Source organism: Microbacterium sp. LjRoot45 (assembly GCF_964253325.1).
In the GTDB taxonomy this organism is placed as follows: Bacteria; Actinomycetota; Actinomycetes; order Actinomycetales; family Microbacteriaceae; genus Microbacterium.
In genome coordinates, this window is sequence record NZ_CAXUQM020000001.1 from 2,460,580 (window position 1) to 2,476,322 (window position 15,743).

Below are 15,743 nucleotides of genomic sequence, written 5' to 3' on the forward strand. Positions count from 1 at the left end.
CCCTCACTCCCGTCAGTCGACGGGGATCAGCGTGTACTTCGTGGACAGGTACTCGTGGATGCCTTCCAGGCCGCCCTCGCGGCCGACACCGGACTGCTTGACGCCGCCGAAGGGCGCCGCCGCGTTGGAGACGACACCGACGTTCAGCCCCATCATGCCGGTCTCGAGGCGATCGATCATCCGGTGGCCGCGCGCGAGGTCCTGCGTGAAGACGTAGGACACGAGCCCGTACTCGGTGTCGTTCGCGAGGCGCACGGCGTCGTCCTCGTCGGCGAAGGTCGAGATCGCGAGCACCGGCCCGAAGATCTCCTCGCGCAGGATGGCGCTTCCCGGCACGACGCCGGCGACCACGGTCGGCTCGTAGAACGTGCCCGCGGCGAAGGCTCCCTCGTCGGGCGCCCGACCGCCGGCGAGGACGGTGGCGCCGCGCGAGACGGCGTCGGCGACGAGCTCTTCGGCCTTCGCGACCGCCTTGTCGTCGATGAGCGGACCGATCTGCACCCCGTCTTCCGTGCCGCGCCCGATGCGCATCGCCGAGACGCGCTCGGTGACACGGCGGGCGAACTCGTCGGCGACCGCTTCGTGCACGATGAAGCGGTTCGCGGCGGTGCAGGCCTGGCCGATGTTGCGGAACTTCGCCGCCAGCGCGCCGTCGACCGCCTTGTCGAGGTCGGCGTCGTCGAACACGACGAACGGCGCGTTGCCGCCGAGCTCCATCGACACGCGCAGCACGCCCTCGGCGGCCTGCGCGATGAGCTTGCGTCCCACTTCGGTCGAGCCGGTGAACGACAGCTTGCGCAGCCGCGGGTCGGAGATCACGGGCGCCGACGTCGAGCTCGAGCGCGTCGTCGTGAAGACGTTGACGACCCCTTCGGGCAGTCCCGCCTCCACGAGGAGCTTCACGAAGTAGAGCGTCGTCAGCGGCGTCAGCTCCGGTGGCTTGATGACGACCGTGCACCCGGCGGCGAGCGCCGGCGCGATCTTCCGCGTCGCCATCGCGAACGGGAAGTTCCACGGCGTGATGAAGAACGACGGTCCGACCGGACGCTGCGAGACGACCATGCGGCCCGTGCCCTCGGGGTTCAGACCGTAGCGGCCGGCGATGCGCACGGCCTCCTCGCTGAACCACCGCAGGAACTCGCCGCCGTACACGACCTCGCCGCGCGCTTCGGCGAGCGGCTTCCCCATCTCGAGGGTCATGAGGAGCGCGAGGTCCTCCTTGTGCTCCTGCACGAGGTCGAACGCCCGGCGGAGGATGTCGCTGCGGGTGCGGGGCGGGGTCGCCGCCCACGCGTCCTGTGCGGCGACGGCGGCGTCGAGGGCGCGCACGGCATCCTCGGGCGACGCGTCGGCGATCTCGAGGAGGGTGTCTCCCGTCGCCGGGTCCTTCACGGGGAAGGTGGCCCCGGTGGGGGTCCACTCCCCGCCGATGAACAGTCCCGTCGGCACCTGTGCGAGCAGCGCCCGCTCCGTTTCCCGGCTCATCGGGCCGCCTTCCTCATCGCCCGCGCACTCGGCGGGGCATCGATCGACAGGGTCTCGCCGCGGAAGAACGCGGGACGCGTGAACGCCTGCCAGATCATCACGCCGATGCCGACGAGGATGATGAGCATTCCGAGGATGAACACGATCCCGATGCCGGCGATGTTCGAGCCCGAGCCGTAGGCGGGGTCCATCGAATCGATGAGCGTCGTGAAGAAGAGCACACCGAGGATCACACCGCCGATGAGCGGGAACAGGAACGTGAAGAAGACGTTCCGTACCGAGTCAAACCACTGCTTGCGGAAGTACCACACGCACGCGAACGCCGTGATGCCGTAGTAGAAGCAGATCATCATGCCGAGCGTGAGGATCGTGTCCCAGAGGGTGTCCTCGCTCACGACCCGCATGACGGCGTAGAAGACGGATGCCACGACGGCCGACACGATCGTCGCGTACCCGGGCGTGAAGAACCGCGGGCTCACCTTCGCGAACGCCGGCGGCAGCGCGCCGTAGTGCCCCATCGCCAGCAAGGTGCGGGCGGGGCCGACGAACGTCGACTGCAGCGACGACGCGGAGCTGGTCAGCACCGCGAGCGACACGAGGAAGGCGAGCGGGCCGAGCACCGGGTCGGAGAGGAAGAAGAAGACGTTCGCCTGGATGTCCTCGTTGCCGAGGCCCAGTTCGCCCGTGCCGACGCCCGCGAACATGATCATCGCGACGGCGAGCAAGAGGTACAGCGAGACGATGGTGATCACCGTGACGGTGGCCGCCCGGCCCGGGGTCTTCTCCGGGTCCTTCGTCTCCTCGTTCATGGTGAGGGTGACGTCCCACCCCCAGAAGATGAAGATCGAGAGCGACAGTCCTGCCGCGAACGCCCCGAACGACGAGACGGCGAACGGGTTGAACCACTCGAGCGAGAACGGGGTGTAGTCGAAGCCGCCGCCGCCGACCGCGGTGACGATGGCCGTGACGGCGAAGATCACGAGCACGGCGACCTGGAAGGTCACGAGGACATACTGCAGCTTCTGCGTCGTCTGCATGTCGCGGTAGGAGATGTAGGTCGCCCCCAGCATGAACAGCAGACACACGCCGATGTTGATCCACAGCTCGAACGCGAGGTCGGCGATGCCCGGATTGCCCGTGATCTGCGAGATCAGCAGGAAGAGGAACTCCACCGCGACGCCCGCGAGGTTCGACAGCACGAGGATCGTCGCGACGACGAGTCCCCATCCGGCCATCCACCCCACCCACGGACCGAAGGCGCGCGCGGCCCACGTGAACGACGTGCCGGCATCCGGCATCCGGTTGTTGAGTTCCCGGTAGCCGAACGCGACGAGCAGCATGGGGATGAAGCCCACGAGGATGATGGCGGGGATCTGCGCGCCGACGACGGATGCCGTCGGGCCGACGGCCGCCGTGAACGTGTACGCGGGTGCGATGCAGGAGATGCCGATGACGACGGCACCGAGGAGGCCGATCGTCCCTGCGCTCAGCCCCTTCTTCGAGAGGCCGCCGTCCACGGGCTCGCCCGTCACGGCGGGGGCATCCTGAGTCATGATCCGGCCTCTTCCTTGTGGCGCGTGCGCGGGACGACGACGACCGGCACGGGGACTTCGTGGAGCATCTTCGCCGCCGTCGACCCGAGGAACAGGCGACGCGGCTGGGCGAGACGGCTGGAGCCGGCGAGGAGCAACTCCCCCGGCTGCCAGTCGAGGTGGGCGACGGCATCCTCGATGCTCTCGCCCTCGGCGACGACGACCTCGGCGTCGAGGCCGTCGGGGAGGCGCGTCTGAGCGGCGGCGAGCACCTCGTCGACCTGGGTCGATCCGGCGATCCGGATCGCACCCGTGTCGGCGGTAGGGGGCAGATCGACGGTCAGCAGCGACAGGAGCCGCACCGGCACACCGGTCGCGGCGACGAGGGCGGCGGCATCGTCCATGAGCGCGTCGGCGCCGGGGCGCGTGCCGACGGCGACGGTGAGGCGGGTGATGCCCGTCTCCGGAGCGATCTTGCGGGCCCCGCGCGGCACGAGCACGACCGGAACGTCCGACGAATGGAGCAGCTCGGTGGTCGTCGTACCCAGGCGGTGGCGGCCGCGGGTGGCGCCGTCGGCGGCGCCGACGACGATGTAGGCCGCCTCGAGCTCGTCGGCCACCGCGATGAGCCCCTCCGCGAACGACTCCGCCGTGCGCACGTGAGCGTGGGCGACGACCTCGGCGGGGATGCGGTCGATCGCCTCCGCGATCCACCGCGCCGCCTGTTCGCGCAACAGCCGGTCGTACGAGGCGTCGGGCGGCGTGATGACGCTGCGACCCTCACCCGGCAGCACGACGACGACGTCGAGGACGGCGTCGACGGCGGATGCCAGCCGGGCGGCGAAGGCGACGGCATCCCGCCCCGTCTTGGTGGCGGTGTAGCCCACCACGATGTGGCCGCTCATGCGCGGTCTCCCTTCCGGTCGTTGAGCGAGCGCAGCGAGACGAAACGGCTCATGCGCGCAGCTCCCCTGCGGTCGTTGAGCGAGCGCAGCGAGACGAAACGGCTCATGCGCGCAGCTCCTCTGCGGTCGTTGAGCGAGCGCAGCGAGACGAAACGGCTCATGCGCGCAGCTCCCCTGCGGTCGTTGAGCGAGCGCAGCGAGACGAAACGGCTCATGCGCGCAGCTCCTCGATGATCTGGTCGGCGGCGAGGCGACCCATGCGGATCGCGCCGTCGACGTGCTGGTAGCCGGCGCCCGCGAGGTCGCTGCACGCGAACCGGATGGGGCCGACGGCGCTGCGCAGGTCGGCGCCGTAGCGATGGAGGCCGCCCATGTCGAAGCTCGCCGCGTACGCGCCGCGGGTCCACTCCTCCGAACCCCAGTCGCTCTCGTAGTAGACGACGGGGTTCTTGGCCTCGGGACCGTAGTAGTGCGAGAGCGACTCGAGGATGCGCTCCTTGCGCTCCTCGGCGGTCAGCGTGAACAGGTCGTCGGCGTTCTGGTCGGAGACGAAGCCGACGAGGGTGCCGCGCTCATCGCCGTGGTTCGTGTTGTCGTACGCCTCGTGCGACAGCTCGTAGGGGCTGAAGGCGGTTCCCGACAGTCCCTTCTCGCGCCAGAACGGGGTCTCGTAGACGGCGTGCACCTTGATCACGAACCCCATCGAGATGTGCTGGTGCATCTGGTGCTGGCGCCGCGGCAGTGCCGGCACGAACGAGATCCGGTTGTAGAGCACGGGAGCCAGCGCGAGGATCGCCTGGCGGGCGTGGACGGTCATCCCGTCGGACGTCACCGTCACGCCGTCCTCCGACCACGCGAGCGTGCGCACGGGCTCGTTCAGGAACACGTCGGAGCCGAGACGCTCCGCGAGCAGCAGCGGCACCTGCTGGAGGCCACCCACGACCCGCTTGTCGAGGATGAAGTCCGCGTCGACGAGGTGCGAGTACGAACCGGCGGATGCCGCCATGAGCAGAGACTGCAGCAGCGAGAACGTGTGCGTCGGCTTCGTCAGCATCGCCGAGCCCGTCGCGAAGGCGAGGTTGCGGACCGCCTCGTCGTCGTCGGTCTGCGCGCGCAGCCACGCGTCCCAGGAGACGCGGTCCCACTCGGCGGCCTTCTCGTGCGCCCACGGCCGGTCGGGGTCGATCTCGGCGACCATCGCGTCGAGCCGCTCGGTGATCTCCGCGATCGTCTTCTCCGTTTCGGCGGAGACCGGGAACATCTCCCCCGTGAAACGGCGGGCCTGCCCGTCGGGACCGACGTAGACGCTGTCGCCCTCGCGGTACCGGGAGTACGTCTCCAGCCCGAGCTCGGCGACCGTCTCGATGAGCGCGTCCTGATCGGGCGACACCCACTGACCGCCGATCTCGAGCATCGCGCCATCGATCACGTCGGTCCACAGGCGTCCGCCGACGCGCTCACGGGCCTCCAGCACGGCGACCGAGAACCCCGCCTTCTTCAGCTGGTTCGCCGCGGTCAGCCCGGCGGCGCCGGCGCCGACGATCACGACGTCTCGAGTGATCTCACTCATCGGGTACTCCTTCGTATCTTCCTTGGTGCTTCATCGGGACCGGCTCCGGGTGTGCGCCCGGCTTCGGATTCGTCCCGGGAGGACAAGAGCGGGGACCCCCCGACCCCCGATTGCCCTGCCGGGACGAATCCTCCGCCTCTCCCCCTGGTCGTGTTGCGCGTCGTGCTGGTCTCGCTCGAAACGGTCGTGAGCCGTCAGTTCGCGGCGAGAGCGGCGGCGACCACGTCGAGGCCCTCCTCCAGCAGCGCGTCGGGCATGCTCAGCGGCGGGAGGAAGCGGATGACGTTGCCGTATGTGCCGCACGTCAGGACGATCACGCCCTCGGCGATCGCCGCCTTCGCCACGGCCGCCGTCAGCGCGGCATCCGGAGCCTGGGTCGCCGGGTCGACGAACTCGGCGGCGATCATCGCCCCGTGACCCCGCACCTCTCCGATGCGCGGGTCGTCCTGCTGCAGCGACTCGAGGCGGGCGCGGAGGATCCCCCCGATCTCACGCGCCCGCTCGAGCAGTCCGTCGTTCTCGAAGGCATCGATCGCCGCGAGAGCGGCGGCGCACGCGACGGGGTTTCCGCCGTACGTGCCGCCGAGGCCGCCGGCGTGCGCGGCATCCATGATCTCCGCGCGACCCGTGACGGCCGCGAGCGGCATCCCGCCCGCGATGCCCTTGGCCGTCGTGACCAGGTCGGGCACGATGCCGAAGATCTCGCTGGCGAACATGGCGCCGGTGCGGGCGAAGCCCGACTGCACCTCGTCGGCGATGAAGACGACGCCGTTCGCGCGGCACCAGTCCACGAGCGCCGGCAGGAACCCGTCGGCGGGGACGATGAAGCCGCCCTCGCCCTGGATCGGCTCGATGATGACGGCGGCGAGGTTGTCGGCGCCGATCTGCTTCTCCATGATCGAGATCGCCTTGGCCGCCGCCTCGGGGCCCGTGAGGCCGTCGCGGTACGGGTACGACATGGGGGCGCGGTAGATCTCCGACGCGAACGGTCCGAAGCCGCTCTTGTAGGGCATCGACTTCGCGGTGAGCCCCATCGTCAGGTTGGTGCGGCCGTGGTAGCCGTGATCGAACGCGACGACGGCCTGCCGTCCCGTGAACTTGCGGGCGATCTTGACGGCGTTCTCGACGGCTTCCGCGCCCGAGTTGAACAGGGCCGACTTCTTCTCGTGGTCGCCGGGCGTCAAGCGGTTGAGCGCCTCGGCGACGGCCACGTACGACTCGTACGGCGACACCATGAAGCACGTGTGCGTGAACTGCGCGGCCTGCGCGGCGATCGCCTCGGCCACCTTCGGGTGCGCGTTGCCCACGGTCGTCACCGCGATGCCCGACCCGAGGTCGATGAGGGAGTTGCCGTCGGCGTCGACGACGACACCGCCACCGGCGGCGACCGCCTCGATGGGAACGGTGTGCCCGACGCCGGCAGCGACCGCTGCGGCCTTTCGGGCCAGCAGTTCCTGCGAGCGCGGTCCGGGGATCGTGGTGACCAGGCGGCGCTCCTGCGGGAGCGAGGGGCCGCCGAGGGGAAGGGCGTCGAGTTCGGCGAGGGTCATGCGGGCGAGCGTACGGGGGGCACCGCGCCCACCACAGCCGCCGCGGTGTACATTCTGACGAGTCGCACGTACGCGACGTACACTCCCGCACCGGCGGGACCGGATGCCACGACGGCGAGGATGCCATGACCGACCCCACCCTGCGCGCCCTCCTCTCCCGCCGCGAACTCCACCTGCGGCTCGAATCCGACCTCGACGACCTCCCCTCCGACGCACTCGACGCGCCGCTGCGATGGGTGCACAGCTCCGATCTCCTCGACCCCACTCCGTTCCTGGCAGACGACCTCCTCCTCCTCACCACCGGCACCCAGTTCGCCCCCGACGCGCCCCGCGACACCGTCACCGCCTACGTCTCCCGGCTGCGCACCCGCGGCGTGCGCGGCCTCGGATTCGGCACCGAAGTCGTGCGCGACGGCATCCCGACGCACCTGATCGAGGCGTGCGCCGCGCACGGCATCCCCCTGTTCGAAGTGCCCTACCGCACCCCGTTCATCGCCGTCGCACGCGCGAACGCGGAGGCGATCGCGGCGCAGTCCTACGCCCGGCGCACGTGGGCCCTCGACGCGCAGCGCGCCATCTCCCTGGCCGCCCTGCGCCCCGACGGGCTCGGCGCGACCGTCGCCGAACTGGCCCGTCAGCTCGATACGTGGGTCGGCATGTTCGACGCGGCCGGGGTCTTGACCCAACGGCATCCCGTCGAGGCGATCTCCCCCGACGTGCTGGCGTCGCTCACCGACGAGGTGGGGAGCGTGCTGCGCCGAGGGGTGCGCGCCGGGTCGACCCTCGATGTCGCCGGCACGCGGTTCACGCTGCAGACGCTCGGCCGGGGCGGGCACCTCCGCGGGGCGATCGTCATCGCGGGGGGCGACCTCGACCTCGAGGGCCGCGGCGTCGTCACGTCCGTCATCGCGATGGCCGGGCTCGCCCTCGAGCAGAACGTCGGACTCGGCAGAGCCCGCGGAGCGCTGCGCGCCGGCCTCGTGCACAGCCTCCTCTCCGACGACCCGTCGCTCGCCCGTCGCGTCTCCCGGGAGCTGTGGGGGGCTCTGCCGACCCCGCCTGTCGTCGTGGCGGTCGCCGACGTCGCGTCGGCCCGCCTCGACGCCGCCGTCGACTGGCTCGAGCTCGCCGTCACCGAGCACCGCGGCACGCTGTTCCACGGGCGCGGCCCCGACGGGCTCGTGCTCGTCGTCGGCGCCGACGACACCGCCACGCTGCGCACGTTCGCCGACCTGTTCGACGCCGCCGTCGGCATCTCGCTCCCCGCCCCGTACACCGCCTTCGCCGCCGCGCACGCGCAGGCCGTCACCGCCCGGCGGTACGGCGAGCGCGGGATGCCGCGCACGTTCGGCGACGTCGCCGCGCGCGGCATCCTGAGCCAGCTCGACACCGACGAGGCGCGTGCGCTGGCCGCCGCCCGCCTCGCTCCGCTGCGCGAACACGACGCGGCGGGCGGTCAGCTGCTGACGACGGTGCGGACGTGGCTCGAGAACGACGCGCGCATCGACGCCGCCGCGTCGGCCCTCGGCATCCATCGGCACACGGTTCGCGCGCGCGTGGCGCAGGCGCAGTCGCTGCTGGGGGTGGACCTGTCCTCGTTCCCCGCGCGGGCCGAGCTGTGGGCCGCGCTCGTCGCCGCCGACTGACCGCCGCGGGCGCCCCTTGCTGCCGTTTCCGACCGATGGCGCCGGATTGCGGTCGCGGCGCCGGAAAGAACCGGGCCCCCGGCGACGTCTTGGTGCCTTCTTGGCTGCGGTGTGGGTGAATGGACTCGGCGAGGAGGGAGCCAGGATGAGCGCACCGGCGACACCGGCACGTCCGCGGCTGCTCTACGTCGAAGACGACGCGACGATCGCGGCGATGACCGTCGACGTGCTCGGCGAGGTCTACGAGGTCGATCACGTGGCCGACGGCGCTCTCGCCCTGCGCACCGCGCTGTCACGCCGGTACGACGTGATGGTCGTCGACCGGCGCCTCCCCGGCCTCGACGGGATCGCCCTCATCGAGGCGCTGCGCACGGCGCGCATCACCACACCGGTGCTCCTGCTGACGGCGCTCGGCGCGATCGCCGATCGCGTCGAAGGGCTGGATGCCGGAGCCAACGACTACCTCGTGAAGCCCTTCGACTTCGACGAACTGCTGGCGCGGCTGCGCGCCCTGGTTCGCGGCCACCGCGCGGAAGGCCGCCGTCGCACCGTCGCGGACTGGACCTTCGTCCCCGATTCCCTCGCGCTCTACGGGCCGGGCGGCGAGCGCGTCTCGCTCACGGCGACGGAGGCGCGGCTGCTCGCCCTCCTGTCGGAGAGCCCCGAGCACGTCTTCACCCGGGAGGAGATCCTCGGCTCCGTGTTCGCCTCAGACGACGCCCTGAGTTCGGTCGACACCTACGTGCACTACATCCGCCGCAAGAGCGCCCCGGAGCTCATCGAGACCGTCCGCGGCCGCGGCTACCGGGCGGGGGCGAGCGCGTGAACGCGTCGGCCGATCGCGTGCGGGTGCAGCGCGCGGCGATGCGCATCGGGGTGCTCGTCGGTCTCGCCTCGGCCCTCATCATCGCGGGCGGGGTCGTGACGCTCGTGCTGCTGCTCCTCACCTCCGGCCGCCCCGAGGGGCGCCACGGCGACCCCCGGCCCGATGCCGACCCCGACGGCGACCGGTTCGTCGTGGACGTCGACCACGTCCTGCCGTGGGTGGTCGTCCTCGGCGTCGTCGGGGTGCTGCTCCTGGGCTTCGTCGCCTGGTTCGCGGCGCGCCGAGCCGTGCGTCCCCTCGCCGACGCGCTGCAGACGCAGCGGACGTTCGTGGCGGATGCCAGTCACGAGATCCGCACGCCGCTGACCGCCCTCACGAGCCGCATCCAGATCGTGCAGCGTCGCCTGGACCGCGGTGAGGACGCCCGGCCCGCCGTGACCGAGCTGCGCCGCGACGCGGCCGTGCTCGACGAGGTGCTCACCGACATGCTGTTGGCTGCGGAGGGGCAGCACACGGGAGAGCCGGCCGATGTCGGTGCCGCCGTCGAGGCCGCCGCCTCGACCGTGCGGCCGTTGGCCGACGACGCCGAGGTGCACCTCGCTGTCGCCACCACGGCGCCGGCCCGGGTGACGCTCGGGCCCGTGACCCTCACCCGGTTGCTGGTGGCGCTCCTGGACAACGCCGTCCAGCACGCCCCGCGCGGCTCGTCCGTCACGCTCGACGTCGAGGAGGGCACGCGCGACGTGACCTTCCGGGTGCGGGATGCCGGGTCGGGCGTTGCCGACGAAGACCGCGAGCGGATCTTCGAGCGCTTCGCACGCTCGGGAGAGGTCGGTCGCCGACGCGGCTTCGGACTCGGACTCGCACTCGTCCGCGAAGCCGCGACCGCGGCCGGCGGAAGCGTGCGCATCGAGGAGACCTCGCCGCGCGGGACGACGTTCGCACTCACCGTCCCGCGGGCCTGACGGCATCCCTCACGCGGCCGAGGGGAACCCCACAGGTCCAGCGACAGCCGTGAGCGCGTCGACACCCGCCGCCTCGCGCTGCACCTCCACCCCGCCGACCCACCGGCGGATGCGCCCGTCTGCGGCGACGACAATCCCGGAGCGCGCGGGCGCGTCGGCGATCCACGCGAGGTCGTCGAAGCCGGCGACGACGCCCGTGGTCGCCCAGACGTCCGCGGTGGTCAACGTGTCGGCGACCACCGTCGCGCTGCGGACCGACGTCGCCGGCAGACCTGTACGGGGGTCGATGATGTGGGCGCCGCGCTCGGCCGTGCCCGACGTGGCGACCGCGCCGTTGCGCACGTCGAGCGTCGCGAGGACCGTTCCGGATGCCGTCGGGTCGGCGATCCCGACGCGCCACGCCCATGTCTGGTCGGCGGCCGTCCACAGTCGCAGGTCGCCGCCGGCGTTCACTCCGACGGCGACGCCTCCGCGCTCGTGCAGGAGCGGGGCGAGGAACTCCTGCCCCGCCGTATCGACGGCCCATCCCTTGACATAGCCGGTGGGGTCGGGGCCGCCGCGCCACTGCGCGCTGAAGCGTCCCCCGGTGGCCAGCTCCACCTCCCGGCAGGCGGCGAGCACCTCGCGCACCCGCGGGTCGAGGTCGTCGAGACCGGCCTCGCCTCGACGGAGGCGGGAGATGTCCGAGTCGTCCATGAAGGTCGAGAACACGCGCTCCATCGCCCCCAGCTCGGCGACGAACGCGTCGACGGCCGCGTCGACGCGGGCGGCGGGCAGGTCACCGACGACGTGCACGCTCACGACCGTGCCCATCAGGTGCGCCGTCCGCACCCGCCGGGTCGGGGCGCTCACGCCGCGGCCTCGTCGAGCGCGGACTGCAGCGAGCGGATGTAGCCGTCACTCGTGTACGTGGCACCCGAGACCATGTCGATCTCGGCGCTCTGAGCCGAGATCGTCTCGGACACGAGCTCGGGGATCGCACGCTCGTTGATCTGGCGGTCGCGCGGGTTGCTGGAGGGGTAGTCCACGACCTGCACGTCGGACACCGCGCCCCCGGACACCGTGATGGCCACCTGCACCGGGCCGTAGCGCGTGTTCACGGCATCCCCCGTGTACGAGCCGTCGGCCAGACCGCTCGTCGACGCCGACTCCGACGCCGACGTCGACTCCGCCGCGGAGCTCGTGTCCGAGCCGGCCGTCGAGCCCGAGTTCGTGTCCGCGCTGTCCGCCGAACCCGTCGACGCCGACGGCGAGGGGGTGGAGCCCGCGGCCGTCGAGGTGGGGGCGTCGACGGCCGCGGCATCGGGCACGATCTCGTCGCCGAGAGACGTGCGATAGCTGAACAGCAGCACGAGCCCGCTCAGGGTGGCCAGGATGCCGTAGACGATCTTCTTCATGGTCGGTCCGTTCTTCGGGGTGTCGCGGTCAGATCGCGAAAGACTCGGTGTGGATGCGCTCGCGGGGCACGCCCGCGCCGCGGAGGTCGGCCCGCAGCGACGCCATCCAGGCGTCGGGTCCGCAGAGGAACACGTCGAAGTCCTCGATCCCGGGCACCGCGCGCCGCAGCAGGTCGGAGCCGCGCCACGCGCGGTGGCTGGCCGGCATCCAGGTCGAGGAGTCCGTGCGTCGGGGGCCGTCGAGAGAGAGGTGACGCACGCCGCGCGAGGCGACGAGCGTGCGCACGGCATCCGCGCGGGTGCGGTCGTCGGCGTCGTGGTCACGGGTGAGCAGCACCGCCTCGCCCGGGGCGAACTGCTCGGACTCGAGCACCGACAGCAGGGGCGCGACGCCGGCACCGGCGCCGATCATGAGGAGCTTGCGGCCGTGGCGCGCGGCACCGGTGAGGTGTCCGTAAGGCCCTTCGACGAGCACGCGGGTGCCGGGGGCGAGTCGCGCGAGGCGCCGGGTTCCTTCGCCGACCATGCGGGCGGCGATCACCAGTTCGCCGCCGTGCGGGGTGGCGGCAAGCGACAGCGGGTTCCCCCGCGTCCAGCCCGGTCCGTCGAGGAAACGCCAGACGAAGAACTGACCCCCCTCCGCACCGAGACGCTCGAGATTGCGGCCGCGCATGCGCACGACCACGCCGCGGCGCCCGTCGCGCTCGACCGACACCACCCGGATGCCGTGCCGCATCGACCGGTACAGCGGCGCGATGACGCGGAAGACGATCACGGCGGCTGCCGTCAGCGCCCACACGCCCCACCAGTAGACGGTGGCGGCGGGGTTCGCGAGGAAGTCCGCACCGGTCCAGAGCATGTGCGGGACGGCCAGGCCCACTCCGAGATACCCGTAGAGGTGGAGCAGGTGCCACGACTCGTAGCGCAGCCGCCGCCGGGCGCGCCGGATGCTCGTGACGACCACCAGCACCAGCAGGAGAGTCCCCGCGGTGGCCAGGAGCATCCCGGGATAGTCCCAGACGAACGTCCACAGCTGGACGAGCGGGGACAGTCCCGCCTGCGCCGCGTACCCGATGGCGAGCAGCGCGATGTGCGCCATCAGCAGCCAGAACGACCAGAAACCCGTCCACCGGTGCATCCGGGTGATGGTGTCCCGGCCCAGGCCCCGCTCGAACAGGGGCACGCGCGCCATCAGGAGCACCTGGTAGAGCAGCAGATTGGCCGAGACGAGACCCGTGATGCGTCCCAGGCTGTTGAGGGCCTCGGCATCCCACGACAGCAGCGATTGGATGCCACCGCCGCTCACCCACAGCGCGGCGACGAACAGGGACGTGCCCCAGATCACCGACACGGCGAGCAGCCGCCACCGCGCACGCTGCGCCCGACGCCGGTCGGTCGTCGCGGTCGGCGACGCGGGCGACGCGGTCGGCGCGGTCGAGACGGAGGGAGCGAGGCCGGGCTCGGCGAAGGTGGTCATGCGCCCACGCTGACGCCCCCGCTCTCAGGCGACGCCAAGAATCGGCCGCGCACCCGCGATGCGTGGCGACTTCTGTGGCGACGCATAGCTTTCACACAGACTCGCGCAGTGCCCACCCGCGATCCCGCGACGGCCGGAGCCCGCCAATCAGGGGATGCCGGCGGTCGGCTCAGGGAGCGCTCGGCACCACGCGCGCGTACGCCTGCGTCGCCTCGGCCGGGGGATCGAACTCGAGGCGCACCCCTTGACCCGTGCCGGTCATGCCGGTGTTCCGATGGATGCTTCCGTCGCACGCGATGGCGCCGCCGCTCACGGCATCCGCGCCCACGAAGAGCTCATACGTCGCCCGGGTCGTCGCATCGCGCGCCACACACACCGCATCGACGACGTAGTCGAGGCCGATCTCGGTCGATCCCGACGACGTGGATGACACCTGCAGCGGATCCCCCTCGGCGAGCGCGCGGGCGACCTCACCGTCGAGGGGTGCGGGAACCTCCAACGTCGCGCGGGGCGACGAGACCGGGGCCGCGGGCGTGCTCGGGGAGGCGTCGAGATGCGTCGAGACGGTCGCCGCGCACCCCGCGACTACCCCGATCGCGACGAGGGATGCCACCGCACACGCCGCCGCCCGTGCGCGCGCCCGACGGCCGCCGCGCGAGCCGCTCAACTCGACGTCTGTGAAATCCCCCCTCACGGCATCCGCTCCCCTATGCTCGGCGCCGTCACTGGCATCCGCGCAGGAGCTTATGCATCTCAGCGCTCCCGTGGGTGTCGCCGTTCCGCGCGATGGCGCCAGGTTGCGGTCGTGGCGCCGCGAAGATCCGGCACCGCAACGGGAAACTGGCGCCATCGCACCCCCGCAGCCACCCCGCACCCACCACCGCGGCGCGGGGCGGAGCTTGCCGGTTCAGGATGCCGGGGCGTGCCCGGCCAGGAACTCGTAGAGGTCGGTGGTGTCGACGCCGGGGAACGCCCCCGTGGGAAGCGTCGCCAGCAGGGTGCGCGGCGTGCGGACGTTGGGCCAGGCCTGGTCGCGCCAGGTGCTCTCGAGGTCAGCGGGCGCGCGGCGGCAGCACACCTCCACCGCGTGACGGGATACGCCCCGGTTGGTCGTCTCGCGGCCGATGAACCACTTCGTGTCGTCGAAGCGCACACCGACGCTCACCGAGTGCGCGCCCTCGCTGGAGGCCTCCACGCGCGCCGTGCACCAGTAGGTGCCGTTGCCGGTGTCGGTGTACTGGTAGTACGGGTTGAACTTGTCGGGGATGTCGAAGACGACGCGGCTCGTCCAGCGGCGACAGCACAGCTGCCCCTCGATCGCGCCGAGCCGGTCGGCGGGGAAGTTGACGTCGTCGTTCTCGTACGCCTTCGTGATCGTCCCCGATTCGTGCACCTTCAGGAAGTGCACGGGGATGCCGAGGTGCGGCGTCGCGAGGTTGGTGAAGCGGTGCGCCGCCGTCTCGTACGACACCGAGTAGGCGTCGCGAAGGTCTTCGATCGAGATCGCGCGGCGCGCCTTGGCATCCTGCAGGAACGGCACTGCGTGGTCTTCGGGGATGAGGAGCGCCCCCGTGAGGTAGTTGGTCTCCACCCGCTGCCGCAGGAACTCCGCGTACGAGCGTGGCTCGCTATGGCCGAGGATGCGGCTCGAGAGCGCCTGCAGCACAGCCGTGCGCGAGTCGCCCTTCGCGGGCACCGTGCTCGACAGGTACAGCCGCCCGTGCTTCAGGTCGGCGACGCTGCGCACCGACGGCGGCAGGTCGGGCACGTAATGCAGCGAGAAGCCGAGGTGGGCGGCGATGTCCGACGCGGTGCGCTGCGTGAGCGGGCCACCGGGATGGTCGACGGCGCGCAGGATGCCGCGGGCCTGCTCCTCCAGATCGGCGAAGTAGTTGTCCTGTCGCCGCATGAGGTGACGCAGCTCCACGTTCGCGCGCCGCGCCTCCTCGGGCGTCGCCGAGCGCTCGTCGTGGAGACGCTCGATCTCGCCCTGCAGTGCGAGCAGGGCGCGCAGCGCGTCGTCGGGGACGGACTTGCCGATGCGGAACGGCCGGATGCCGAGCGCCTGGAACGTCTGACCCTTCATCGCCCGTTCGAGCGCGATCTCCATCGTGGATCGCTCGTCGAGGGTCTCCGCCTCCAGCAGCGCGTCGATCGTCGTCCCCAGGGCGCGGGCGATGGCCTGCAGGAGCGTGAGCCGCGGTTCGCGCTTGCCCGTCTCGATCATCGACAACTGGCTCGGCGCCCGGTCGACGGCGGCCGCGAGGTCGTCGAGGGTCATCCCCCGCGCGGTGCGCAGCTGGCGCACGCGGCGTCCGATCGTGAGCGCGTCGGCCTCGTCGCTCCCCGCTCCGTCGACGTCTTCGATGCTCGTCATCCCGCGAGTGTGC

14 protein-coding genes are annotated in these 15,743 nt (G+C 71.6%); 3 read left to right on the forward strand and 11 right to left on the reverse strand.

Annotated features, from left to right (window positions below):
* Positions 1–12: 12 nt before the first annotated feature.
* The 6 genes from ACSQ18_RS11715 to gabT form a co-directional block, all read right to left on the reverse strand.
* On the reverse strand, positions 13–1,485 hold the full coding sequence (locus tag ACSQ18_RS11715; RefSeq protein WP_436037542.1) for an NAD-dependent succinate-semialdehyde dehydrogenase: 1,473 nt from the start codon (positions 1,483–1,485) through the stop codon (positions 13–15).
* Entirely contained in the window at positions 1,482–3,038 is a 1,557-nt protein-coding gene (locus ACSQ18_RS11720; RefSeq protein WP_436037544.1) for an APC family permease, read from the reverse strand. Before ACSQ18_RS11720 ends, ACSQ18_RS11715 begins: the two co-directional genes overlap by 4 nt.
* Positions 3,035–3,922 (reverse strand): universal stress protein, encoded by an 888-nt coding sequence (locus tag ACSQ18_RS11725; RefSeq protein ID WP_436037546.1) that lies wholly within the window; start codon positions 3,920–3,922, stop codon positions 3,035–3,037. Before ACSQ18_RS11725 ends, ACSQ18_RS11720 begins: the two co-directional genes overlap by 4 nt.
* Entirely contained in the window at positions 3,919–4,137 is a 219-nt protein-coding gene (locus tag ACSQ18_RS11730) for a hypothetical protein (RefSeq protein ID WP_436037548.1), read from the reverse strand. Before ACSQ18_RS11730 ends, ACSQ18_RS11725 begins: the two co-directional genes overlap by 4 nt.
* Positions 4,134–5,492, reverse strand: a complete 1,359-nt coding sequence (locus ACSQ18_RS11735; RefSeq protein WP_436037550.1) for a flavin monoamine oxidase family protein — start codon at positions 5,490–5,492, stop codon at positions 4,134–4,136. Before ACSQ18_RS11735 ends, ACSQ18_RS11730 begins: the two co-directional genes overlap by 4 nt.
* Positions 5,493–5,686: 194 nt before the next feature.
* Positions 5,687–7,042, reverse strand: coding sequence for a 4-aminobutyrate--2-oxoglutarate transaminase (gene gabT, locus ACSQ18_RS11740; RefSeq protein WP_436037552.1), 1,356 nt, complete (start codon positions 7,040–7,042; stop codon positions 5,687–5,689).
* Positions 7,043–7,167: 125 nt separating this feature from the next.
* Between gabT and ACSQ18_RS11745 the strand changes: the two genes are divergently transcribed.
* From ACSQ18_RS11745 to ACSQ18_RS11755, 3 genes are all read left to right on the forward strand, one after another.
* Complete coding sequence (locus ACSQ18_RS11745) at positions 7,168–8,688, forward strand: PucR family transcriptional regulator ligand-binding domain-containing protein (RefSeq protein ID WP_436037553.1); 1,521 nt, start codon at positions 7,168–7,170, stop codon at positions 8,686–8,688.
* Positions 8,689–8,833: 145 nt separating this feature from the next.
* Positions 8,834–9,514: a response regulator transcription factor gene (locus ACSQ18_RS11750; RefSeq protein WP_436037555.1), complete on the forward strand. Its 681-nt coding sequence runs from the start codon at positions 8,834–8,836 to the stop codon at positions 9,512–9,514.
* The gene (locus tag ACSQ18_RS11755) at positions 9,511–10,479 is read left to right on the forward strand and encodes a sensor histidine kinase (RefSeq protein WP_436037557.1); all 969 of its coding nucleotides are present in this window, start codon (positions 9,511–9,513) and stop codon (positions 10,477–10,479) included. The genes ACSQ18_RS11750 and ACSQ18_RS11755 overlap by 4 nt, the downstream gene beginning before the upstream one ends.
* A 9-nt stretch (positions 10,480–10,488) precedes the next feature.
* On the opposite strand, the gene ACSQ18_RS11760 is transcribed toward ACSQ18_RS11755, so the two are convergent.
* The 5 genes from ACSQ18_RS11760 to ACSQ18_RS11780 all read right to left on the reverse strand — a co-directional run bounded on the left by ACSQ18_RS11760 (position 10,489) and on the right by ACSQ18_RS11780 (position 15,730).
* Entirely contained in the window at positions 10,489–11,331 is an 843-nt protein-coding gene (locus ACSQ18_RS11760) for an FAD:protein FMN transferase (RefSeq protein ID WP_436037559.1), read from the reverse strand.
* Positions 11,328–11,876, reverse strand: coding sequence for an FMN-binding protein (locus ACSQ18_RS11765; protein ID WP_436037560.1), 549 nt, complete (start codon positions 11,874–11,876; stop codon positions 11,328–11,330). Before ACSQ18_RS11765 ends, ACSQ18_RS11760 begins: the two co-directional genes overlap by 4 nt.
* Before the next feature lie 28 nt (positions 11,877–11,904).
* A complete protein-coding gene (locus tag ACSQ18_RS11770) occupies positions 11,905–13,353 on the reverse strand; it encodes a ferredoxin reductase family protein (protein ID WP_436037561.1) in 1,449 nt (482 codons plus the stop codon).
* A 169-nt stretch (positions 13,354–13,522) separates the two neighbouring features.
* Positions 13,523–14,047 carry a hypothetical protein gene (locus ACSQ18_RS11775; RefSeq protein ID WP_436037563.1) on the reverse strand — a complete coding sequence of 175 codons (525 nt, stop codon included), beginning with the start codon at positions 14,045–14,047 and terminating at the stop codon, positions 13,523–13,525.
* A 213-nt stretch (positions 14,048–14,260) separates the two neighbouring features.
* Entirely contained in the window at positions 14,261–15,730 is a 1,470-nt protein-coding gene (locus ACSQ18_RS11780) for a helix-turn-helix domain-containing protein (RefSeq protein ID WP_436037564.1), read from the reverse strand.
* Between the last annotated feature and the right edge of the window lie 13 nt (positions 15,731–15,743).